Source organism: Rhodococcus sp. HM1 (assembly GCF_023218075.1).
Classification (GTDB): Bacteria; Actinomycetota; Actinomycetes; order Mycobacteriales; family Mycobacteriaceae; genus Rhodococcus.
Genome location: NZ_JALPTB010000003.1, coordinates 127,442 through 149,924, shown reverse-complemented (window position 1 = coordinate 149,924; position 22,483 = coordinate 127,442). Strand labels below are relative to the sequence as shown.

General features: G+C 69.5%; 21 protein-coding genes. 5 read left to right on the top strand and 16 right to left on the bottom strand.

What is annotated here, in order from left to right:
* Positions 1-93: 93 nt before the first annotated feature.
* A complete protein-coding gene (locus M1M07_RS02965) occupies positions 94-597 on the top strand; it encodes an Rv3235 family protein (protein WP_197252758.1) in 504 nt (167 codons plus the stop codon).
* Positions 598-631: 34 nt separating this feature from the next.
* Here M1M07_RS02965 and secA read toward each other — a convergent pair whose 3' ends face one another.
* From secA to M1M07_RS02900, 13 genes are all read right to left on the bottom strand, one after another.
* The gene (gene secA, locus M1M07_RS02960; RefSeq protein WP_308200763.1) at positions 632-3,439 is read right to left on the bottom strand and encodes a preprotein translocase subunit SecA; all 2,808 of its coding nucleotides are present in this window, start codon (positions 3,437-3,439) and stop codon (positions 632-634) included.
* Positions 3,440-3,573: 134 nt separating this feature from the next.
* Positions 3,574-4,239 (bottom strand): ribosome-associated translation inhibitor RaiA, encoded by a 666-nt coding sequence (gene raiA, locus M1M07_RS02955; protein WP_197252756.1) that lies wholly within the window; start codon positions 4,237-4,239, stop codon positions 3,574-3,576.
* Between the two features lie 187 nt (positions 4,240-4,426).
* Positions 4,427-5,074: a ComF family protein gene (locus M1M07_RS02950; protein WP_197252755.1), complete on the bottom strand. Its 648-nt coding sequence runs from the start codon at positions 5,072-5,074 to the stop codon at positions 4,427-4,429.
* 34 nt (positions 5,075-5,108) lie between these two features.
* Positions 5,109-6,890 carry an MtrAB system accessory lipoprotein LpqB gene (gene lpqB / locus M1M07_RS02945; protein WP_248673265.1) on the bottom strand — a complete coding sequence of 594 codons (1,782 nt, stop codon included), beginning with the start codon at positions 6,888-6,890 and terminating at the stop codon, positions 5,109-5,111.
* The gene (mtrB, locus tag M1M07_RS02940) at positions 6,887-8,587 is read right to left on the bottom strand and encodes an MtrAB system histidine kinase MtrB (RefSeq protein WP_197252754.1); all 1,701 of its coding nucleotides are present in this window, start codon (positions 8,585-8,587) and stop codon (positions 6,887-6,889) included. The genes lpqB and mtrB overlap by 4 nt, the downstream gene beginning before the upstream one ends.
* Positions 8,584-9,270 (bottom strand): MtrAB system response regulator MtrA, encoded by a 687-nt coding sequence (gene mtrA / locus M1M07_RS02935; protein WP_197252797.1) that lies wholly within the window; start codon positions 9,268-9,270, stop codon positions 8,584-8,586. The genes mtrB and mtrA overlap by 4 nt, the downstream gene beginning before the upstream one ends.
* Positions 9,267-9,932, bottom strand: a complete 666-nt coding sequence (locus M1M07_RS02930) for a dTMP kinase (RefSeq protein ID WP_197252753.1) — start codon at positions 9,930-9,932, stop codon at positions 9,267-9,269. The genes mtrA and M1M07_RS02930 overlap by 4 nt, the downstream gene beginning before the upstream one ends.
* A 23-nt stretch (positions 9,933-9,955) precedes the next feature.
* Positions 9,956-11,425 carry an adenosylhomocysteinase gene (gene ahcY / locus M1M07_RS02925; protein ID WP_248673264.1) on the bottom strand — a complete coding sequence of 490 codons (1,470 nt, stop codon included), beginning with the start codon at positions 11,423-11,425 and terminating at the stop codon, positions 9,956-9,958.
* Between the two features lie 101 nt (positions 11,426-11,526).
* Positions 11,527-12,186: a TetR/AcrR family transcriptional regulator gene (locus M1M07_RS02920; protein WP_197252751.1), complete on the bottom strand. Its 660-nt coding sequence runs from the start codon at positions 12,184-12,186 to the stop codon at positions 11,527-11,529.
* 93 nt (positions 12,187-12,279) lie between these two features.
* The gene (manA, locus tag M1M07_RS02915) at positions 12,280-13,515 is read right to left on the bottom strand and encodes a mannose-6-phosphate isomerase, class I (protein WP_197252750.1); all 1,236 of its coding nucleotides are present in this window, start codon (positions 13,513-13,515) and stop codon (positions 12,280-12,282) included.
* A complete protein-coding gene (locus M1M07_RS02910; protein WP_248673263.1) occupies positions 13,515-14,600 on the bottom strand; it encodes a tobH protein in 1,086 nt (361 codons plus the stop codon). Before M1M07_RS02910 ends, manA begins: the two co-directional genes overlap by 1 nt.
* Positions 14,601-14,703: 103 nt before the next feature.
* Positions 14,704-16,077 carry a phosphomannomutase/phosphoglucomutase gene (locus tag M1M07_RS02905; protein WP_197253090.1) on the bottom strand — a complete coding sequence of 458 codons (1,374 nt, stop codon included), beginning with the start codon at positions 16,075-16,077 and terminating at the stop codon, positions 14,704-14,706.
* 94 nt (positions 16,078-16,171) lie between these two features.
* Positions 16,172-16,567: a DUF3499 domain-containing protein gene (locus M1M07_RS02900; protein WP_197253089.1), complete on the bottom strand. Its 396-nt coding sequence runs from the start codon at positions 16,565-16,567 to the stop codon at positions 16,172-16,174.
* Positions 16,568-16,656: 89 nt separating this feature from the next.
* Between M1M07_RS02900 and M1M07_RS02895 the strand changes: the two genes are divergently transcribed.
* On the top strand, positions 16,657-17,151 hold the full coding sequence (locus tag M1M07_RS02895) for a metallopeptidase family protein (protein ID WP_197253088.1): 495 nt from the start codon (positions 16,657-16,659) through the stop codon (positions 17,149-17,151).
* A gap of 156 nt (positions 17,152-17,307) precedes the next feature.
* On the opposite strand, the gene M1M07_RS02890 is transcribed toward M1M07_RS02895, so the two are convergent.
* A complete protein-coding gene (locus tag M1M07_RS02890) occupies positions 17,308-17,568 on the bottom strand; it encodes a WhiB family transcriptional regulator (protein ID WP_169917902.1) in 261 nt (86 codons plus the stop codon).
* A 430-nt stretch (positions 17,569-17,998) separates the two neighbouring features.
* Between M1M07_RS02890 and cofD the strand changes: the two genes are divergently transcribed.
* The 3 genes from cofD to M1M07_RS02875 are packed head-to-tail and all read left to right on the top strand — an operon-like array spanning position 17,999 to position 20,981.
* A complete protein-coding gene (cofD, locus tag M1M07_RS02885; protein ID WP_197253087.1) occupies positions 17,999-18,988 on the top strand; it encodes a 2-phospho-L-lactate transferase in 990 nt (329 codons plus the stop codon).
* Positions 18,988-20,358, top strand: coding sequence for a coenzyme F420-0:L-glutamate ligase (locus M1M07_RS02880; protein ID WP_197253095.1), 1,371 nt, complete (start codon positions 18,988-18,990; stop codon positions 20,356-20,358). Before cofD ends, M1M07_RS02880 begins: the two co-directional genes overlap by 1 nt.
* A 2-nt stretch (positions 20,359-20,360) precedes the next feature.
* Positions 20,361-20,981 (top strand): NUDIX hydrolase, encoded by a 621-nt coding sequence (locus M1M07_RS02875; RefSeq protein ID WP_197253086.1) that lies wholly within the window; start codon positions 20,361-20,363, stop codon positions 20,979-20,981.
* Here the strand turns inward: M1M07_RS02875 and M1M07_RS02870 are convergent.
* Together M1M07_RS02870 and M1M07_RS02865 are read right to left on the bottom strand one after the other, a co-directional pair.
* A complete protein-coding gene (locus tag M1M07_RS02870) occupies positions 20,907-21,677 on the bottom strand; it encodes a crotonase/enoyl-CoA hydratase family protein (protein WP_248673262.1) in 771 nt (256 codons plus the stop codon). The two genes, M1M07_RS02875 and M1M07_RS02870, sit on opposite strands and share 75 nt — an antisense overlap.
* Positions 21,678-21,690: 13 nt before the next feature.
* The gene (locus M1M07_RS02865) at positions 21,691-22,482 is read right to left on the bottom strand and encodes an SGNH/GDSL hydrolase family protein (protein ID WP_248673261.1); all 792 of its coding nucleotides are present in this window, start codon (positions 22,480-22,482) and stop codon (positions 21,691-21,693) included.
* Position 22,483: the final 1 nt, after the last annotated feature.

Below are 22,483 nucleotides of genomic sequence, written 5' to 3'. Positions count from 1 at the left end.
CTGTGGCACGATGACCGCGGCTCCGTCCTCTCCCGGGGTCGACCCGTGCACCGTCGCGGGTCGCGACCGTCACGCACGTCACCAGGGAGATGCATGTCCGAAAACCCCGGGATCCGCCACGTCCTGCGGATCCCTCCGTACGAGCCACCCGCCCGGCACAACTGCGATCGGCCCCGCCGGTACGCGACGCGGCGCACCACCACGCACGACGGCAGATCACCCCGCCCGGCCCGGTCGGGGCCGGCCACTCCTCCGCACACAGCGGCAATCGATCCGACGGCGAGCGCATTCGCCGAACGCGCGGTGCGGCTGGTGCTCGAAGTTCTCGACCGGCGGCGGCCGGAGACGCAACTGGAGACGGTGCTCGATCCCGTCCTGCGCGACGCGATGGCGCCCGCACGGTCGGCATCCCCGGGTGCGGGCAGTGCGACGTTGCTGCGCACCCGCTTGCGTGCCGTCGACGCCGACACCGCGGAACTGTTCGGTTCCTACACGCGTGGCCATCGCGTTCTCGCGCTGGCCGGTCGCATCAGCCGGGTCGCGCCATCGCGCCGGGCCCCGCACGGCTGGCTCATCACCTCGCTGTGGCTGGGCTGATCCGGCGCGACGACCGACAGCCGACGATCGGCGTTCAGCGGCGGCGGGAACCGCCCTTGGCGTCCTTGCGGGCGGCCGCGCGACGCTCCTTGCGGCTGCCGGCCTGCGCTGCCGCGGCGGCCCCGCCGGTGCGGCTGACCTGCGCGCTGCCGTCCTCGGCGGGACCCGAGTAGGTCAGGCGCTGCTGCCGGCCCCCGTCGTCGAGGCCTTTCGCACGCAGCGGGGCCGGGGCGGGAGCAGGTGCCGGAGCCGGAGTCGGCTTGGTCAGCGACGGCGCGTTCTGCGCGGCCGTGGCGGCGGAGGCCGCCGTCACGCTGACCCCGCCCGCTGCCGGTGCCTGCGGCTGCGCCGCTTCGACCTGCAGGTTGAACAGGAACCCGACCGACTCCTCCTTGAGCGCGTCGAGCATGCCGGTGAACATGTCGAAGCCCTCGCGCTGGTACTCCACCAGCGGGTCGCGCTGCGCCATCGCGCGCAGCCCGATGCCTTCCTTGAGGTAGTCCATCTCGTAGAGGTGCTCGCGCCACTTGCGGTCGAGCACCGACAGCAGGACACGACGCTCGAGTTCGCGCATCGCGCCCTCACCCGCGATGCTCTCGATCTCGGCCTCACGCCGCGCGTACGCCTTCTCCGCGTCCTCGAGCAGGATCTCCCGCAGCTCGTCACGGCCGAGGTCCTCGTTCGCCGCGACCAGTTCCTTGTAGTCGACCCCGACGGGGTAGAGCGTCCGGAGGGCCGTCCACAACTGCTCGAGATCCCAGTCCTCGACGTAGCCCTCGGAGGTGGCGCCGTCGACGTAGGCGGTGACCACGTCGCGGATCATCGACTCGATCTGACCCTCGAGGTTCTCTCCGCGCAGGATCCGGCGGCGCTCGTCGTAGATGACGGTGCGCTGCTGGTTCATCACCTCGTCGTACTTGAGGACGTTCTTGCGGATCTCGAAGTTCTGCTGCTCGACCTGCGTCTGGGCGCTCTTGATGGCCTTCGAGACCATCTTCGCCTCGATCGGCACGTCGTCGGGCAGGTTGAGCCGCGTCATGATCGATTCGAGCGCGGCGCCGTTGAAGCGGCGCATCAGCTCGTCACCGAGCGAGAGGTAGAACCGGGACTCGCCGGGATCGCCCTGACGTCCGGAACGGCCGCGGAGCTGGTTGTCGATACGCCGGGACTCGTGCCGTTCGGTGCCGAGCACGTACAGGCCGCCTGCCGCCTTGACCTTCTCGGCGTCCGCCTTGACCTCGGCCTTGATCTTCTCGAGGGTGTCGTCCCACGCGGCCTCGTATTCCTCGGGCGTGTGCACGGGATCCAGGCCGCCGCGACGCAGCGCGATGTCGGCGAGAATGTCCGGGTTGCCGCCGAGCACGATGTCGGTACCGCGACCGGCCATGTTCGTCGCGACGGTCACCGCACCGGAGCGTCCGGCCTCGGCGATGATCTGCGCTTCCTGCTCGTGGAACTTCGCGTTGAGCACGCTGTGGACGACGCCGCGCCTGGTCAGCTGCCGCGACAGGTACTCCGAACGCTCGACGCTGGTGGTACCGATGAGGACCGGCTGGCCCTTCTGGTGCCGCTCGACCACGTCGTCGACGACGGCTGCGAACTTCGCTTCCTCCGTCTTGTAGATCAGGTCGCCCTGGTCGACGCGGATCATCTCCCGGTTCGTCGGGATGGGGATGACGCCGAGGCCGTAGATCTGGTGCAGCTCGGCTGCCTCGGTCTCGGCGGTACCCGTCATACCCGAGAGCTTGTCGTAGAGACGGAAGTAGTTCTGCAGCGTGATCGTGGCGAGGGTCTGGTTCTCGGCCTTGATCTCGACCTTCTCCTTGGCCTCGATCGCCTGGTGCATGCCCTCGTTGTAGCGGCGGCCCGTCAGCACGCGGCCGGTGAACTCGTCGACGATGACGACCTCGCCGTCGCGGACGATGTAGTCCTTGTCCTTGGTGTAGAGCTCCTTGGCCTTGATGGCGTTGTTGAGGTAGCTCACCAGCGGCGAGTTCGCGGCCTCGTACAGGTTGTCGATGCCGAGCTGGTCCTCCACGAACTCGACGCCCGCCTCGTGGACACCGACGGTCCGCTTGCGGATGTCGATCTCGTAGTGGGTCTCCGGTTGAAGCATCTGCGCGATCCGCGCGAACTCGGAGTACCACTTGCTCGACGCGTCCGCGGGGCCGGAGATGATCAGCGGCGTCCGGGCCTCGTCGATGAGGATGGAGTCGACCTCGTCGACGATCGCGAAGTTGTGCCCGCGCTGGACCAGGTCGTCGAGCGAGTGCGTCATGTTGTCGCGCAGGTAGTCGAAGCCGAACTCGTTGTTCGTGCCGTACGTGATGTCCGCGGCGTAGGCCGCACGGCGCTGCGCGGGGGTGAGCCCCGACAGAATCACGTCGGTGCTCAGGCCGAGGGAGCGGTGCACGCGGCCCATCCACTCGGAGTCGCGCTTGGCGAGGTAGTCGTTCACGGTCACGACGTGCACACCGTCGCCGGACAGGGCGTTGAGGTAGGCCGGCAGCACACAGGTGAGGGTCTTGCCCTCACCGGTCTTCATCTCGGCGATGTTGCCGAAGTGCAGCGCCGCGCCACCCATGATCTGCACCGTGTAGTGCTTCTGTCCGAGAACTCGCCAGGAGGCCTCACGGGCCACGGCGAACGCCTCCGGCAGCAGGTCGTCGAGGGTTTCCCCGTCCGCGTACCGCTTGCGGAACTCGTCCGTCTTGGCGCGCAGTTCCGCGTCGGTGAGCGCCTCGAACTCCGGCGACAGGGATTCGACGTGCTCGGCGATGTGCTTCAGTCGCTTGACCATGCGACCTTCACCGATCCGGAGCAGCTTCGTCAGCGACAGCACTGGGTGTTCGTCCTCAATCTCGGGTTCGTGCACGGACAAGAAAATCCGGCCGAGGGCCTCGTCGGTCCCCGGCCGGATTCCATGGTAGGCGTTCGGCCGGAGCGGTTGCGATTGCGACCGCTCCGACCGGGCATTCAGACCAGGCTGATCAGGCCGTAGTCGAACGCGTGCCGACGGTAGACGACCGACGGCCTGTCCGTTTCCTTGTCGTGGAACAGGTAGAAGTCGTGGCCGACCAGTTCCATCTCGTACAGGGCGTCGTCGACGGTCATCGGCTCGGCCTTGTGCTCCTTCGTCCGGACGATCCGGCCGGGACCGGACTTGTCTTCCGCTTCGAATTCCTGCGCCAGATCCCGCGAGATGCCGAGCGAATCGTCCTGAGCGAGCGCCGCAGTGGCGGCGGCAACGGAAACGGGAGTCTTGTCACCGTAGGAGACCTTGCGACGCTCCTTGGTACGCCGCAGACGGGATTCGAGTTTGTCGGTAACCGACTCGAAGGCCGCGTAGAAGCTGTCGGCGGACGCCTCGGCACGGACGACCGGGCCCTTGCCCCGGGCGGTGATCTCGACGCGCTGACAACTCTTCATCTGACGGCGGTTGCGCTCGTGCTGCAGTTCGACATCGAACAGGAAAATGGTCGGATCGAATCGCTCCAATCGGGCGAGTTTCTCGGACACGTAGATCCGGAAGTGGTCCGGAACCTCGACGTTGCGTCCCTTGACGACGATGTCAGCCTTGGGGCCGGCGGCTTCGCCATCGAGACCTGCAGCGGAAACCTTGGACTTCGAAGGGGTCGTCACTCGTACCTCCCGAGTACGGCCGGTGCAGCCCGCGCACCGGCATGTTCGATGAGCGCATCAGCGCTCCGCCCGGAACCGGCGGATCGAACGTTTCCACCCGTCTACCAGTGTTTTCCGGGTCTGAGGGCGACGGTAGTACGTAACCTCCGCGAGTGCCACCGTTCCGCTGAATTTCACTCGCGCACACTTACGCGGCAGCAATCACAAGCACTCCCCGTGGACAGAAGCCGGCTGCCGTGAGCACTCGCACGGACTCCGCCGCGGTCGTGCCGGTGGTCGTCACGTCGTCCACGACGAGCACCGGGAACCCGCGCGGCACGCCGCTTCCCCGGCGCAGCCGCACCCGTCCGGCGAGGTTCCGGTGCCGCTGCGCGGCGGACAGTCCCACGGAGTCCCGGACCCCCCGAGCGGTCTCGAGGATCGGCATCACACGCAACGCGCGATCGTGCGCCGCAGCGGCGCGCACGGCCCGCGTGACCGGGTCGCCGCCCCGGGCTCGCGCCGCCCGCGCCCGGGTCGGCGCGGGCACCACGCCCAACGGCCCGGCCGGAAGCTCACCCCACCGGCGCAGCCGCACGATCGCCGCCCCCAGTGCCACCCCCAGCGGCTCCGCGAGGTCGCGACGACCCTGCTCCTTCGCGGCGATCACCGCGCGCCGGTGGGCACCCCGGTACGACCCGAGCGCCCAGACGGGAACACCCGGATCGACACGCGGCCGTACGGTCGCGGGCGCATCGGCGAGGTCGCGGGCGCAGTGACGGCACCATCGGACGCCGGGCCGGCCGCAGCCGCCGCAATCCACCGGCAGCACGAGATCCAGCAAGACGTGCAACATGCGGCGCACTGTGCCCTACGGCACCGACAGGCGCTCAGCCGGGCAGCACCGGAATCGCGGTCAGTCCCGCCAGGCCCGGAACCTCACGCCAGTAGCGGTCGCCGGCGGGATCACTGTTGTTGAGCTGGAACACCGCGCGTGAATCGGCCACGAACTCGGTGGTCGTCGACGCCTCGACGGCACCCACCGGCGGGGTCAGATTGCGGCTGGGCAGCGCGTCCATCCGGGAACCGTCCACTGCGACCTGGACGACGGGGATGTCGGACGCCGCCCGCGCCACGACCACCGTGTCCGAGGTACTCCAGTCGAGCGAGAGAGCGGGACTACCGAGCCCGATGGCGATCTCGCGCGGAGAGGTCAGCGCGAACTCGCCGTTCGGGTACTGCACCACGATCGCCGTGTACACCCGGCCGTCGACGATGAGCGCCGCGCGGACACCGTCCCTCGACAGACGCAACTCGGTGATCCGGTCGCCCAACTCCAGGATGGCGCCCGCCTCGACCGGAACCACCGTCACCCGTCCGGTACCGGGTTCCCGGATCGCCCGCACGACGGAGGTGCCACCCACGACCGCCCACACGGAGTTGTCGTCGACCGACCACGACGGTCTGCTGATCGAGCTGCCTTCCGCCGCATGCACCGCTGCCCCGTCCCCGTACCCGCCGATCATCAGCTCGGCGGCGGGTTCCGGCTCCGGCCGTCCGGTTCCGAGGACACCGGCCACGAGCTGTCCGTCGTGCGAGATCGCGACGGACTGCAGGCCGGTGGTGCTGCCGAAGAAGCCGGGCACGGGCGTGACACCCGTCTCGGCGACGGCGACCAGCCCACCGCCACGCACCGCATGCAGGCCGATGGTCGCGCTCGAGGTGGCGAGCGGATTCGTCGACGCCACGTCCGCGGTGGTCCAGCCGTTCGGGAACCGTTCGTCGAGCGGTTGCCCGTCCGCGAGCAACACGTACGGACCGGAGATCTCGGCGTTCGCCAGCGTCCAGATCACCTGGGCCGCGAGAAGCTCCCGGTCCTGCTTGGCCAGCCCGGTCGCGCCCTGGAAGTCCACCCGGATGCCGCCGAGTCCGACACCGACCTGCGCGGTGCGACCGTCCGCCTTGGTGATGGGACCGATGACGTCGACGTCGTGGAGGAGGTTGCGCACGGCCGGCTCCAGCGACGGCTTCGGGCCCTCCACCAGCAGCTCGATGAGCTGGGAGGCGGTCTGTTCCTGGGTGCCGGCGATCCAGCGGGGATCGGGCACGACCGTCTGCCCGGAGGGGTCGACGAAGAACAGCGAGCGTCGCTGGTAGGTGTTGAGGAACTGCGGCCGGTCCATCACGACGCCGGGCGGCAGATCGTCGATCCGCCATTCGCCGTCGGACCGCACGAGGGTGACCTTCTCCTCGAAGGGACCCTGGTCCGCGCGGTAGACGCCGCCCTCCTCGAGGAAGCCGACGCGGGTCGCCCGGATCACGTAGGTGGCACGGTCGCCGCTGCGCGATTCCGGCAGCACGTCGACCTTCTCGACGATCGTGGCGCTGGCCGCGTCGTCCCAGCGACTCGTCATCTCGGGGGTGAGGTACTGGCGCGCCGCCTGGTGCCTGTTGGTGGGGTCCGTGCTCGCGAGGAGGAAGTCGCGCAGCAGCAGATCCGGCTCGCGGCCGGGCGCGGGCGCGGCGACCTCCGTGGTCGCGGGGGGACGGGCGATGGTGCCGATCGCCTGCGGGGACGACGAATCCGGCAGGCTCGCACAGCCGGAGACCCCGAGCAGGAGCGCCAGCAGCAGAACCGGCCCGGCGACGCGCCGCGACAGCGAACTGCTCACGGGGTCGCTCCCTCGGGCGGGACGGATTCCACGACCGTCGGCGCTGCGCCCTCGGCGGCGGGGGGCGTCTTGCCCTGCACCGCGTGCCCGTTCGTCGGCACGAGCGGCAGTGGACTGCGTCCCACCTTGCGTCCGAGCTCGCGCGGCAGCGTCAGCCGGAAGCACGCACCCTTCCCGGGCTCGCCCCAGGCCTCGAGCTTGCCCTTGTGCAGGTTCGCGTCCTCCACGCTGATCGCCAGTCCCAGACCTGTGCCGCCGGACCGTCGCACCCGGGACGGGTCGGAGCGCCAGAACCGGTTGAACACGAGCTTCTCCTCCCCCGGCCGCAGGCCGATGCCCTGGTCGCGGACGACGAACGCCGCCGCGGCGTCGTCGGCGCGCAGCCGCAGCAGGATCGGCTTGCCCTCACCGTGATCGATCGCGTTGGCGAGCAGGTTCCGCAGGATACGTTCGACGCGCCGGGGATCGACCTCGGCCATGACCGGCTCGTTCGGCAGATCCACGATGAGTTCGGTTCCGGTCTCGCGGGCCAGGTGCCGGACCGTGGACACCGCTGCCCGCGCGCACATCCGCAGATCGAGTTGCTCGGCGGCGAGTTCGGCGACACCGGCGTCGTGCCGGCTGATCTCGAGCAGGTCGCCGAGCAGGCTCTCGAACCGGTCGAGTTCGGCGACCAGCAGTTCGGAGGCGCGTTTCAGCGACGGATCGAGTTCGTCGCTGCCGTCGTGGATCAGGTCCGCCGCCATCCGCACGGTCGTCAGCGGGGTCCGCAGTTCGTGGCTGACGTCCGAGGTGAACCGCTTCTGCAGGTTGCCGTACTCCTCGAGCTGGGTGATCTGTCGCGACAGGCTCTCGGCCATCTCGTTGAACGACATCGCCAGCCGGGCCATGTCGTCCTCGCCGCGCACCGGCATGCGTTCCTTGAGGCGGCCGTCGGCGAAGCGCACCGCGATCCGCGACGCGGATCGGATGGGCAGCACCACCTGACGGGCGACGATCATCGAGATGGCGGCGAGCAGCACCAGCAGGACCAGCGCACCGACGAGCAGGGTGCCGCGCACGAGCGCGAGTGTGCTCTCCTCTCCCGCCAGCGGGAACACCAGGTACAGCTCGAGCGTGCCGATGTTCGACGACGTCGGGCTGCCGACGATCAGCGCCGGGCCGGAGTAGCCGTCGGGGTCGTCGACGGTCGCGAACTGGTAGGCGATCTGGCCGTTCTGCACGAAGGCGCGCAGGTTCTGCGGGATCTGATCGGCGGGGCCGCTCGACGTCGGTGCGCGCGGCCCGTCGCCGGGAACGATGAGCACCGGATCGAAGGTACCCGCGACACCGGTGTCCTGACCGGCGTCGCTGCCACGGTTCGTGAGCGTGGCCCGGGCGCTGTCGAGCCGGACGCTCAGCGATCCGGTGTCGTCGGCGCCGGCCAGCTGGCCTTCGACGAGCGCCCGGGATCGCTCCATCTCCTCGGTGGCCGCGTTGATCTTCACTTCGAGCAGACGATCGGTGATCTGGCTGGTCAGCACCACGCCGAGCACCAGCATCACCACCAGCGACAGTGTCAGGGTGGACACCACGACCCGCAGCTGGAGCGACCGGCGCCACGTGTGGGTGAGCCAGCTGCTCAGCGAACGGGACCACCTCAGCAGCGGCAGAGTCCTACGAGTGATCCGCCGCCGCAGTCGGTAAGCACGGATCACGGCGGTCCGGCCTTGTAGCCGACGCCGCGCACCGTCAGCACGACCTCGGGATTCTCGGGATCCTTCTCGACCTTCGCGCGCAGCCGCTGCACGTGCACGTTGACGAGGCGCGTGTCCGCGGCGTGGCGGTAACCCCAGACCTGTTCGAGCAGCACCTCACGAGTGAACACCTGCCGCGGTTTGCGGGCCAGTGCCACCAGCAGGTCGAACTCGAGCGGGGTGAGAGAGATGAGTTCCTCGCCGCGGCTGACCTTGTGCGCCGGGACGTCGATGGTGATCTCACCGATCGACAGCATCTCGGCGGGTTCCTGCTCGGTCCGACGCAACCGTGCCCGCACGCGGGCGACGAGTTCCTTCGGCTTGAACGGCTTGACGATGTAGTCGTCGGCGCCCGATTCGAGCCCGAGCACAACATCGACCGTGTCCGACTTGGCCGTGAGCATGACGATCGGCACACCCGAATCGGCCCGCAGCACGCGGCACACGTCGATGCCGTTCATGCCGGGCAGCATCAGGTCGAGCAGAACGAGGTCGGGCCGGATCTCGCGCACGGCACCGAGTGCCTGTGTGCCGTCCCCGACCACAAAAGGTTCGAAACCTTCGCCCCGCAGGACGATCGTGAGCATCTCGGCCAGCGCGGTGTCGTCGTCGACGACGAGAATCCTCGGCTTCATACCGTCTATCGTGTCACTCCTTCACCGTGCTGAAGCTGATTTGAGATCTGCGCGGCGAGTTGTACCGGATCGGTGTCGGGTCCGGCGACCATCCACGGCGACATCCAGTTCTGTTGCACCAACTGGTCGTACACCTCACCGGTACGGATCTGGAGGTCCCCGTCGCGTTCGTACGCGTCCCGGTCGCGGGTCGCGTCGGCGGTGGCGCGGTCCCGCGCCCGCTGTGCCGCGAGCTCGACGGGAACCTTCAGCAACAACTGCAGATCGGGCACCGGCAATCCGAACCGGTCGAACTCGATCTCGCGCACCCACTCGGCCGCCGGTCCCGAAGCTCCCTCGTGCCTGCGGGCCGCGGTGTACGCGACGTTCGACGCCACGTAACGATCCAGCAGCACGATGTCGTTGTCGGCCAGGAGTTTCCGCAACTCGTCGGCCGCGTCGCGACGGTCGAGCGCCCACAGCAGGGCCATCGCCTCGACGCTCGACGCCGTGTCCCCGTGACGGCCCCGCAGGGCCTCGGCGCCGAGATCGGCGTGCACGGACTGCCCGTAGCGCGGAAATGCGAGCGTGGCGACGCGGGCACCCGCGGCCCGCCAGGACTCGACGAGACCGGCGGACAGTGTCCGCTTACCGGCCCCGTCGAGTCCCTCGACGACGATGAGAACGCCCATGCTGCTTCGGTTCCCGACCCCGATCAGTAGCGGTAGTGCTCGGGCTTGTACGGGCCCTCGACGTCGACACCGATGTACTCGGCCTGCTCCTTCGTCAGCTTGGTGAGCTTGCCACCGAGCGCCTCGACGTGGATCCGCGCGACCTTCTCGTCGAGGTGCTTGGGCAGGCGGTACACCTCGTTGTCGTATTCGTCCGGCTTGGTCCACAACTCGATCTGGGCGATGACCTGGTTCGCGAACGAGTTGCTCATCACGAACGACGGGTGCCCGGTCGCGTTGCCGAGGTTGAGCAGGCGACCCTCGGACAGCACGATGATCGAATGGCCGTCGGGGAAGACGAATTCGTCGACCTGCGGCTTGATGTTGATCCGCGTGACGTCGGCGGCACGCTCGAGGCCCGCCATGTCGATCTCGTTGTCGAAGTGACCGATGTTGCCCAGGATCGCCTGGTGCTTCATCTGCTTCATGTGATCGAACGTGATGATGTCCTTGTTGCCGGTCGAGGTGATCACGATGTCGGCCTTGCCGACGAAGTCCTCGACGGTGACGACGTCGAAGCCGTCCATCATCGCCTGCAGCGCGTTGATCGGGTCGATCTCGGTGACCGACACGCGCGCGCCCTGGCCGCGGAGGGCCTCCGCGCAACCCTTGCCGACGTCACCGTAGCCGCAGACCAGCGCGGTCTTGCCGCCGATGAGGACGTCGGTGCCGCGGTTGATGCCGTCGAGCAGGGAGTGGCGGGTGCCGTACTTGTTGTCGAACTTGCTCTTGGTGACCGAGTCGTTGACGTTGATCGCCGGGAACACGAGCTCACCGGCGGCGGCAAGCTGGTAGAGGCGCAGCACGCCGGTGGTGGTCTCCTCGGTGACACCGCGCACCGACTGGGCGACCGTGGTCCACTTCTTCGAATCCGCAGCCAGCGACTCGCGCAGGAGCTGCAGGAAGACCTGGTACTCGGTGGAGTCGTGCTCCTCGTCGGTCGGCGGCACGACGCCGGCCTTCTCGAACTGGGCGCCCTTGAGAACGAGCATCGTGGCGTCGCCGCCGTCGTCGAGGATCATGTTCGCGGGCTCGCCGGGCCACGTGAGCATCTGCTCGGCCGCCCACCAGTACTCCTCGAGCGTCTCACCCTTCCACGCGAACACCGAGACGCCCTTGGGCTCCTCGACCGTGCCGTGCGGGCCGACGACGACCGCGGCCGCCGCGTGGTCCTGGGTGGAGAAGATGTTGCAGGACGCCCAGCGCACCTCGGCGCCGAGCGCGACGAGGGTCTCGATGAGCACGGCGGTCTGCACGGTCATGTGCAGCGAACCCGAAATGCGCGCGCCCTTCAGCGGCAGCACCTCGGCGTACTCGCGGCGCAGCGCCATCAGGCCGGGCATCTCGTGCTCGGCCAGCCGGATCTCCTTGCGCCCGAATTCGGCGAGGGACAGGTCGGCGACCTTGAAGTCGATGCCGTTCAGCCGGTCGGCCACGAGCTTGTTGTCGGACACGTGTGAGCGCCTCTCCTGTTGACAGTCGTTTTGTCGAACAGGCTATACAACCACGCCGCGGAGTGCCGCTGCCGTACCCGCCGGTATCCGTGCGGGGACGGTCACTGTCCGCCGGTGACGCGGTCCAGGAACGGACCGACCAGATACGCCATGTCCGCGGCGACGTCCCGGTCGGACTCCGGCGGCATCGCGATGTAGCTCATGGCGATGCGCACGATCGCCCGCGCCAGGATCGTCGCGTCGGTCTCCGAGGCCTGCACCCAGCTGCGCCGGAACGTCTCGACGAGCCGGCCCGACGCCCGGTCGATCAGCGGTGCCGATTCGGTGGTGATCAGTCGCAGCAGGTCCGGTTTGGCGTCCCCACGCAGCAGCGATTGCACGAGCGGATCGGAACCGCTGTCCGCGAAGAACGCGGCGAAACCGACCGCCAATGCCCGCCGGGCGTCGCCGACGTTCGAGTAGACCGCATCGTCGACGGCGTCGACGAACTGGTCGGCCAGTCGCAGCGCGTACGCCTGGGCCAGCCCCTGACGGGACGCGAACTCGTTGTAGAGCGTCTGGCGGCTCACCCCGGCGCGGCGCGCGACGTCGGTCATCGTGATCGAGGACCAGTCCCGCACGGTCAGCAGGTCCCTCATCGCATCGAGCACGGAGTTGCGCAACAGCATCCGGCTGGCCTCGTGGAACTGCACACGCCGCCTTCCATCGCGGGGCGCGACATCGGAGTCGTCTGCGGACGCTGGCTCGTGCACGATCGACATGCGCCGACGTTGCCACGCTGCGACACGCCGCGTCAACGCCGTGGGTGGCGTGCAGCGTGTGGCAGAGACCACAACCGGCCGCCGTGGTGACGGCTACAGGGCGGATCGGTCGCCGAGACAGGCCCGGAACACCTGAGTCCCGGCGGTCAGCGCCTCGACGGTCAGTTCGGGATCGGCCGCCGAGATCCACACCGAGTGGCCGGGTGTCAGGTCGAGGCCGGCACCGCCGCAGTCCAGGTGCGCCGCGCCGGCGGTGCACAACAGGATCTGCGGGCCGCACGGCGCGAGCGACACCTTCGTGTGCGGCTCGGGTTCCAGACGCGACAGCGCGAACTCCGGCGCCGGGGTGCGGTAGCAGACCTCGGCCTCGCCCACGGGGACGGCTTCGAGGATCGGCACGTCCGGGGACCGGAAGTCCAGAACCCTGAGCAACTCCGGCACGTCCACGTGCTTGGGCGTCAGTCCCCCGCGCAGCACGTTGTCGGAGTTCGCCATGATCTCGACCCCCATGCCGCTCAGATAGGCGTGCAGGTTGCCGGCGTCGAGGTACAGCCCCTGTCCCGGTTCGAGGGTGATGCGGTTGAGCAGCAGCGACGCGAGCACACCGGCGTCGCCGGGATAGAACTCGGCCAGCTGGAGGGCCGTCCGCACCTCCTCCGCGAACACCCGCGGGCGCCCGTTGGTCGCCAGGTAGGTCACGCAGCCGTCGAGCACGCGCGGCAACAGCGACGTCAGTACCGGCTGGGGCAACGTGATCCACGTGGTGAACAGGGCACGCAGCCCACCCGAGTCGGGCTGACCGGCCAGCAGGCCCACGTACGGATCGAGTTCCGGCACGCCGAGCGCCTCGAGCAGCTCCACGGTGCGTGCCGCATCCCGGAATCCGGCGAGCGCCTCGAAGCGCGTGAGCGCGACCACGAGCTCCGGTTTGTGATTCGGATCCCGGTAGTTGCGGATCGGGGAATCGAGGGGCACCCCCAGCTCCTGCTCGCGGGCGTAGCCCTGCGCGGCCTGCTCCGCGCTCGGATGCGCCTGCAGCGACAGCGGCTCCTCCGCCGCGAGCAGCTTGAGCAGGAACGGCAGGCGGGCGCCGAACCGGTCGACGGTCCCGGATCCGAGCTGCCCGTGCGGGTCGGACTCGACGACGTCGAGCAGCGACACCGGGGCCTCCCCGTCCTCCGAGAGCACCTTGGCCGGATCTGCCGGATGCGCGCCGAGCCACAGCTCCGCTTCCGGGTGATCGGACGGCACCGGGCGCCCGCACAACTCTGCGATCGCGGTGCGCGAGCCCCAGGCATAGGAACGCAGCGCACCTTCGAGTCGGCGCACTACCGGCCTCCGGCCAAACGCAGGTACGCGGCGGCCATCTCGATCCGGGCCGCGAGCACCAATGCTTGTTCCAACACGGGCGGCACTGCCCGCGACTCCGTTTCCCCCACTACAGACACCAATTCCATATCCGGTAATGCAGCTGCGCGACGCTGCGCAGCCCGTCGATCGTCGTCCGTGCTGAGCACGAATACCCGCACGGGTGCCTCCGGAATCGGCCCGTCGAGCTGCTCGTCGTGGAAGAACGGGTCGTACGGTTCACCGGTCCCGGTGGTCGTGGCCACCAAGCGATCCCGCGCGGCGAGCGTATCCGGCAGCGACGCGGCTGCGGCGATCATCCCGGCCCCGAGCAGCAGCATCTCCGCGCCGTGGCGGGCGAGGGAGGTGGTCGCGGGGGAATCCCCGGCCAGCGCGACCCGACGCGAATACATGCGCACCGCGAGCGACTTCGCCGGATTGTGGAACACCTCGTTGGACGGATGGTTGCGGGCTGCCTCGTTGTCCACCGCATCGGCGAGTTCGGCGAGGTCCGGCACGTGCGAGCGCACCTTGGTCGCGGCCATCGCCGTCAGCACCGCGCAGAACACCGCGACGTGGCGGGCCAGCGCGTAGGCGGACGGCAGGTGGATGCGTGGCGGCAGCAGCAGGGCCCGCCCGGCGACCGCGGCCCGGATCGGGCCCTCGTCGGGTGCGCCCACGACCACTTCGGCGCGGCGCTGCAGCCCGGCGGCCACGGATTCGACGAGCGTCGGGTCGCCCGCGTCGTCACCGGCGACCACCACCACATCGAGCGGTCCCACCCAGGTCGGGGTGGTCGGTGCGACGACCAGCGGCACGGTCGCGTGCGCGGCCAGCATCGCGACGACCAGTTCGGCGGCCCGCGCCGAGCGGGCGTCCCCGCCGACGAGGACGACGCTGCGCGGGTGCAGGTCGTGCAACCGGTCCAGGGCCTGTTCGTCGACCGCGGATGCCGTCGCTCGGATCTGCGCGCCGCCGAGCGCCGACATGCGCAGGATGCCGTCGATGTCGGCCGCGATCAGAGCGCTCGAGTCATCGAAGTCGAACAGCGGCGAGGGAGCCGTCATCACTGCGCCACCTTCCTTCAGCCGATTCGAACCGGCCCGACGCAGCAGCCCGGGCACACCCGATTATCCCCGTCACGAACATTTCCGCCACGAACGCGCGCCGTCACGAACGCACGATGGCCAGAATTTCCGTCGCCAGCGAGTCGACCTCTTCCGCCGTGCGCGCCTCCACGTTGAGGCGCAGCAGCGGTTCGGTGTTCGAGGCGCGCAGGTTGAACCATGCGTTGCCGGGCAGATTCACGGTGACCCCGTCGAGCCGGTCCACCGACTCGGCGCGGTCCGCGAACGCGCTGAGCACCGCCTCGGTCCGTGCCGCGGCGTCGTCGACGGTCGAGTTCAGCTCACCGGACGCGGCATACCGCTCGTAGGAGCTCATCAGTTCGGAGAGCGGGAGGTCCTGCCCGCCCAGCGCGGCCAGCACGTGCAGGGCCGCGAGCATCCCGGAATCGGCGCCCCAGAAATCGCGGAAGTAGTAGTGCGCGGAATGCTCCCCGCCGAAGACCGCACCGGTCTCGGCCATCTGCTGCTTGATGAACGAGTGACCCACCCGGGTGCGGACCGGCTCGCCACCGAGTTCGGTGACGAGTTCGGGCACGACCCGCGAGGTGATCAGGTTGTGGATGATCGTCGCGCCGGGTTCCTTCGCGAGCTCGCGGGCTGCGACGAGTGCGGTGACCGCGGAGGGGGTGACCGGCTCGCCACGCTCGTCGACGACGAAGCAGCGGTCGGCGTCCCCGTCGAACGCCAGACCGACGTCCGCGCCGGACTCGCGCACCAGCTGCTGGAGGTCGACGAGGTTCGCCGGATCGAGGGGGTTCGCCTCGTGGTTCGGGAAGGTGCCGTCGAGTTCGAAGTACAGCGGCACGAGTTCGACGGGGAGCACATCGAACACCGCGGGCACCGTGTGCCCGCCCATGCCGTTCCCGGCGTCCACGGCGACCTTCAGGGGCCGCATCTCGCTCAGATCCACCAGGCCGCGGACGAACGAGGCGTACTCGTCGAGGACGTCCTGCTCCGTGATCGTGCCCGGCGCGCCGTCGTGGGCGGGTACCCCGGCAACGAGTTCGGCGGTGATGGTGGCGAGACCGGTTTCCTGGCCGACGGGCTTCGCGCCGGCACGGCACAGCTTGATGCCGTTGTAGCGGGCCGGGTTGTGGCTGGCGGTGAACATGGCGCCGGGGGCGTCGAGGAGCCCGGAGGCGAAGTACAGCTGGTCGGTCGAGGCGAGCCCGATGTGCACGACGTCGAGCCCTTGGGCGGTGACGCCCTCGGCGAACGCGCGGGACAACTCGGGCGAGGATTCGCGCATGTCGTGACCGATGACGATCCGCGTCGCCGGGTTCCCGCCGTCGCGCACGAGCCGGGCGAAGGACGCACCGACCTCGCGGACGAAATCCGCGTCGATCTGGTCACCCACCACGCCCCGCACGTCGTATGCCTTGACGACGGCGGCCACGGATTCGGCAGATCTCGCCACTGTTATTGCTCCTGATCGTCGTACACGCACGCCACCCTCCGCAGCGCGGCAGCGATCAGCCTAGTGGAGTACTCGGAACTGCCGTGCCCAGCGCTCAGGACGTGGGGTCCGGCAGCACACGCAGGTGTCCGCGACGCCCGGTGCGGGTCGTCGGCTGCGCGACCTGCCGCGGGGCGGCGTCGGACTCGTCGGCGTCGCCGTGACCGTGGCCGCGATCGCCCAGACCGGCCTCCCGCACCGCCTCGGCGAGCGCGGTCAGATCGTCCTCGTCGGGTGTGCCCGACGAGAACGCACCTTCGTACCGGACCAGTTCCCAGCCCTTCGGCGCGGTGATCCTCGAGCCGTGCGATTCGCACAGATCCCACGAGTGCGGCTCGGCCACCGTGGCCAGCGGTCCCACGACCGCCGTGGAATCCGAGTACACGTAGGTCAGCGTCGCAACAGCAGGGTTCTTGCACCCAGGCCGGCAGCATCGACGCAGTGTTCTCACGGATGGGAGCGTAGCGCGCCCGTCGCGTCGCGACTATCCGGACACACCGGAACGGCACAATTCGAGTCGCGTGTCGTAGTGTCGCCTACATGTCTCGCGTTCGCCGGCCCCGCCCCGTGACGTCCCGATCCGTCGCGCGTCGCGGACGCGGAATCCGCGGGCCGATGTTCCCCCACGACCTTCCGGTGTGGAAGTCGCGGGCCGAGAAATTCGACCTGCTCGTGCTCGGTGCGTTCGCTCCGATCGACGCGCAGTGGCACGACCGCCTCACGAAGCTCGACATCGCGGTCGACGAGGTCCCGAAGATCCGTGCGCTGGATCCGGACTCGGTGAACTGGCCGGACGAGGTCGTCGCGGACGGTCCGGTGCCGCTGTCGCGGCTCGTCCCGGCCGGCATCGATCGTCGGGGCGCGGCCACGCGGGCACGCATCGTCCTGTTCCGCCGGCCCCTCGAATTGCGCGCGAAGGATCCCGACGACCTGACCGATCTGGTCCACGACGTGCTCGTGCACCAGGTCGCAACGTATCTGGGAGTCGAACCGGAGGTCGTCGATCCCGAACTCGGGGATCTCGGCGAAGACTGAACCGGCTGATCCCGGCGAGGACCGCTCGTCGGTGGCGGCTGCTTCGGAAAAGAGTGAGGGCCGGATACTCGACCCCCATCGAGTACCCGACCCTCACCCCCAAACAGACCGGCATTCCACCTTGTCCGAACTCCCCGTACCGGACCGGTCCCGATCTCAGACGATGCCCCGCTTGAGGCGCCGCCTTTCCCTCTCCGAGAGACCACCCCAGATGCCGAACCGCTCATCGTGGGCCAGGGCGTACTCGAGGCATTCGTCCTTCACCTCGCACCCCATGCAGATCCGCTTGGCCTCCCTCGTCGATCCACCCTTTTCGGGGAAGAACGCCTCCGGATCGGTCTGCGCACACAGCGCACGGTCCTGCCACTGTTCCTCGACGTCCGACGGATCGGAAAGTCCTGCAATCAGACTCAGCACCGACGACGTCGGCTCTCCGTCGTGCCCGCCTTCGGCACAGATGCCCTCGACTGCAGTCTCGATCCGAGTGTCCTCGAACCATTCGCGCTCGTCGGCCATACACGCCTCCTAACCTGCAGCGCTGCATCCTTCACATTCGGGGATCTACCCCGGGCCATTCCGCGAAGGCCGGTCGTATATGCATATTCCGCATACGATCCCGCGTTTCGAAATGTCGGAATGACACGTATGTGATTACACACGTTGGGCGTGTCGCGGTCAAGCCGAACGGACGTATTCGCTACCATCGAGCACTTCGGAGTAGGCCGCGTCACGCTCGGGGCAATTCACCCGGTGACATCCGGCACAATTCACCCTGTCGCATTCCTCACATTTCACCCCATCGGGCGGTGCCTCACCAGTCACGAAACGGACCCCCTAGGCTTGTGCTGTGAACGTGACAGTTTTGGTCGGAGGCGTCGGCGGGGCCCGGTTCCTCACCGGCTTGCGCCGCCTGCTCGGCATCGAACCCGGGCGAGACCTCGCCGTGGACGCCCCGCACCGCATCACCGCGGTCGTCAACGTCGGTGACGACGTCTGGATGCACGGGCTGCGAATCTGTCCCGACCTCGACACATGCATGTACACGCTCGGCGGCGGCATCGACCCCGAACGGGGCTGGGGCCGCACCGACGAAACGTGGAACGCCAAGGAAGAGCTCGCCGCATACGGCGCGAATCCCGACTGGTTCGGCCTCGGTGACCGGGACCTGGCGACCCACCTCATCCGCACCCAGATGCTGCGCACCGGATATCCGCTCTCCGCGGTCACCGAAGCGCTGTGCACCCGATGGAAGCCCGGGGTGACGCTGCTCCCGGTGTCGGACGACCGCAGCGAAACCCACGTCGTGATCACCGACCCCGCCGACGGCGAACGCCGCGCGATCCACTTCGAGGAATGGTGGGTGCGGCACCGCGCGGCGGTCGAGACCCATTCCTTCGCGCACATCGGCGCCGACGAAGCGAAACCTGCACCGGGAGTGCTGGAATCGATCGAATCGGCGGACGCGGTGATCCTCGCTCCGTCCAACCCGGTGGTGAGCATCGGCGCGATCCTCGCCATCCCCGGCATCCGAGGCGCCCTGCGCACCACCTCCGCGAAGGTCGTCGGCCTGTCCCCGGTCGTCGGCGGGAAGCCGTTGCGCGGCATGGCCGATGCGTGTCTCGACGTGATCGGCATCGAATCGACCGCAGAAGCCGTCGGCCGCCACTACGGCGCGCGCAGCGGCACCGGCATCCTCGACGGCTGGCTCGTCCACGAGACCGACACCGCCGACGTTCCCGGGGTCGCCGTCCGCAGCGTTCCCCTGCTCATGACCGACCCCGCGGCGACCGCCGAGATGGCGCGCGCCGCACTCGAACTCGCCGGAGTCAGCCTGTGATGTCCCCCGACGCGACCGCCAGCACCGACGTGCGCGACCACGCACCCGGCCGGCCGATCGAGATCATTCCGGTCACCGGACTGCCCGAGTTCCGGCCCGGCGACGATCTCGCCGAGGCGATCGCCGCCGCCGCGCCGTGGCTCGTCGACGGCGACATCCTCGTCGTCACCAGCAAGATCGTCTCCAAGGCCGAGGGACGCATCGTCGAGTCCCCCACCGACCCGGACGCGCGCGATGCGCTGCGGCGGCGACTGGTCACCCAGGAGGCGGTCCGCGTGCTGGCCCGCAAGGGACGCACGCTCATCACCGAGAACCGGCTCGGCATCGTCCAGGCCGCATCCGGAATCGACGGTTCCAACGTCGACTCCGGCGAACTCGCGCTGCTCCCCGAGGACCCCGATGCCAGCGCCGCCGGACTGCGTGAGCGCTTGCGCTCGCTGCTCGGGGTGACCGTCGCCGTCGTCGTCACCGACACGATGGGCCGCGCCTGGCGCGTCGGCCAGACCGACGCCGCGATCGGCGCCGCGGGCCTGCCGGTTCTGCACGGCTACGCCGGCTCGCACGATTCGCAGGGCAACGAACTGTTCGTCACCTCCGTCGCCCTCGCCGACGAACTCGCCGCCGCCGGCGATCTCGTCAAGGGCAAGCTCGGTGGGGTTCCGGTGGCGGTCGTGCGCGGTCTCGACACCGTCGACGACGGTTCCACGGCCCAGGACCTGATCCGCCGCGGCGAGGAGGACCTGTTCCGGCTCGGTGCCGACGAGGCCCTCGAGCAGGGCCGTCGCGAGGCGTTGCTGCTGCGACGGTCCGTGCGGACCTTCTCGGCCGAACCGGTCGATCCGGAGGATCTGCGCGACGCGGTCGCCGATGCGCTCACCGCCCCCGCCCCGCACCACACGCGTCCGGTGAGGTTCGTGTGGGTGCGCACCGAGCAGGTGCGCCGCCGGCTGCTCGACCGGATGCGCGACCGCTGGGCCGACGACCTGGCGGCGGACGGCCTGGACGCGGCCGCGATCGAACGCCGGCTGGCCCGCGGTGCGATTCTCTACGACGCCCCCGAGGTGCTCGTCCCGTTCTGGGTGCCCGACGGCGCGCACACCTATCCCGACGCGCGCCGGACCGCGGCCGAGGCCACCATGTTCACGGTCGCGGCCGGTGCCGCCGTGCAGGGGCTGCTCGTCGCGCTCGCCGTGCGTGGGCTCGGCAGCTGCTGGATCGGATCGACGATCTTCGCGCCCGACGTCGTGCGCGAGGAACTGGGTCTGCCCGCCGACTGGTCGCCGCTCGGCGCGATCGCCGTCGGGCATCCGCTCACCGCACCCGAGCCGCGCGAACCCGCATCCGCCGACGCCGCGCTGCTGGAGCTGTAGCGATGTCGGCGCGATCGCTGCACGAGTCCGCCACCGAACGGCTCCTGGCCTGGGACACCGATTCCGCCGACGCCGAATCGCTGCGGCACACGATGCTCGCGTTCCTCGGCTCGGCGCCGGACGGCTGCCTGCGCGCCCACGCGCCGGGACACATCACGGCGTCGTCGCTGGTGCTCGACGCAGAGCATCGCAACGTGCTGCTCACCCTGCATCCGAAGGTGGGCCGGTGGATCCAGCTCGGCGGGCACTGCGAGGAATCCGACGACACCGTCGTCGACGCGGCACTGCGCGAGGCCACCGAGGAATCGGGCATCGAGGGCCTCGTCATCGATCCGGACCTGCTGTCGGCGCACACCCACCCGATCACGTGCTCGCTCGGGATTCCCACCCGGCATCTCGACCTGCGGTTCCTGGTGACGGCACCGCCCGGCGCGGTGCCGACGCGCAGTGCCGAATCCACGGATCTGCGGTGGTGGCCCGTCGACGCGCTGCCCGACGACGCCGAGCGCGACACGATCGAGCACCTGGTCGCGCTGGCGGCGGCCCGCTCAGTCGAACGAGCCGTGCCGGCCGGAACCGGCGGCGAACCGGGCGGCGCCGGCCACGGCACCGTCGGCCAGTGAGGTCGTCCCCCGGCGGAATTCGTTGAGCATCGCCTGATCCTCGCTCAGGCCCGCCTGTTCGAGCACCGACAGCCGGTCCTGCCGCAGGCACGTCTGCGGGAATCCGGCGATCTCGGTGGCCAGTTCGACGGCCGCGTCCAGCGCGGTCCCGGCCGGAACCGTGCGGTTGACCAGTCCCATGCTCAGCGCCTCGTCGGCGGCGACCGGGCGGCCGGTCAGGACGAGGTCCATCGCGCGGCTCTCCCCGATCAGCCGCGGCAGCCGGACGGTGCCGCCGTCGATGAGCGGCACGCCCCATCGGCGGCAGAACACGCCGAGGACCGCGTCGTCGTCGGCGACCCGGAGGTCCGCCCACAGTGCCAGCTCCAGGCCGCCGGCGACGGCGTGCCCGGAGATCGCCGCGATCACCGGTTTGGACAGCCGCATCCGGCTCACGCCCATCGGTCCGTCCCCGTCGGGCGCGACGCGGTTGCCGTCGCCAGTGCTGATCGCCTTGAGATCCGCCCCGGCACAGAATGTTCCGCCCTCGCCGTGGAGGACGGCGACCGCCGCGGCGGGATCCGCGTCGAACGCCCGGAACGCCGCAGCGAGCGCGTCGGCGGTGGGTCTGTCCACGGCGTTGCGCACGTGCGGGCGGTTCAGTCCGATCGTGGTGACCGGACCGACTTTTCGGACGACGACCGTGTCGGGAGTCATCCCCGGAGCCTACTCACGCGACCGGCGAGCCACCCCGGTTCCCGGTCTCGACGGGCGTGAGCGTCGGCCGTTTGGGGGTGATCCCGTCACCGGAGGAGGTGCCGCGGACGCGGCGCCCGACCCAGGGAACCAGGAAGTCCCGCATCCACCGCAGGTCCTCGCGTCGCTGCTCGGCGGGCGCGGGTTCCGGGATGCGTTCGAGGACGACCGGCTCGATGCCGTGCTCGACGCCGAGCGCGTCGAGCACCCGTGCGGCCATGTTGCGGTGCCCGAGCGGCGACATGTGCAGGCGGTCGAAGTCCCACATGCGGTAGTCCCGGTACTCGCCGAAACGCCAGTAGTCGACGAGCGTCGCACCCCGCCGGTCCGCGATCTCACGGACGAGTTCGTTGTAGGTCGCGATCCGGCCGCGCAGGTGCCGGAACACCGGCGCCCATCCGACGTCGTAGGCGGTCCACATCACGACGGTCGCGCCGGTCGCGGCGAGGCGGCCGATCGCGGCGTCGTAGTCGGCTGCCATCGCGTCCAGGTCCAGCTTCGGCCGCATGACGTCGTTGCCGCCGGCGTAGATGGTGACCAGGTCGGGGTTCAGGGCGACGGCCGCGTCGACCTGCTCGGCGAGGATCTGCCGCATGAGCCGCCCGCGCACGGCGAGATTCGCGTACGCGAAATCCGGCCCGGCAGCGGCCAGTTCGTCCGCTACCCGATCGGCCCATCCGCGTACCCCGTTGGGACGCGACGGGTCCGGGTCACCCACTCCTTCGGTGAACGAATCCCCCAGGGCCACGTAGCGTTCGAATTTCACA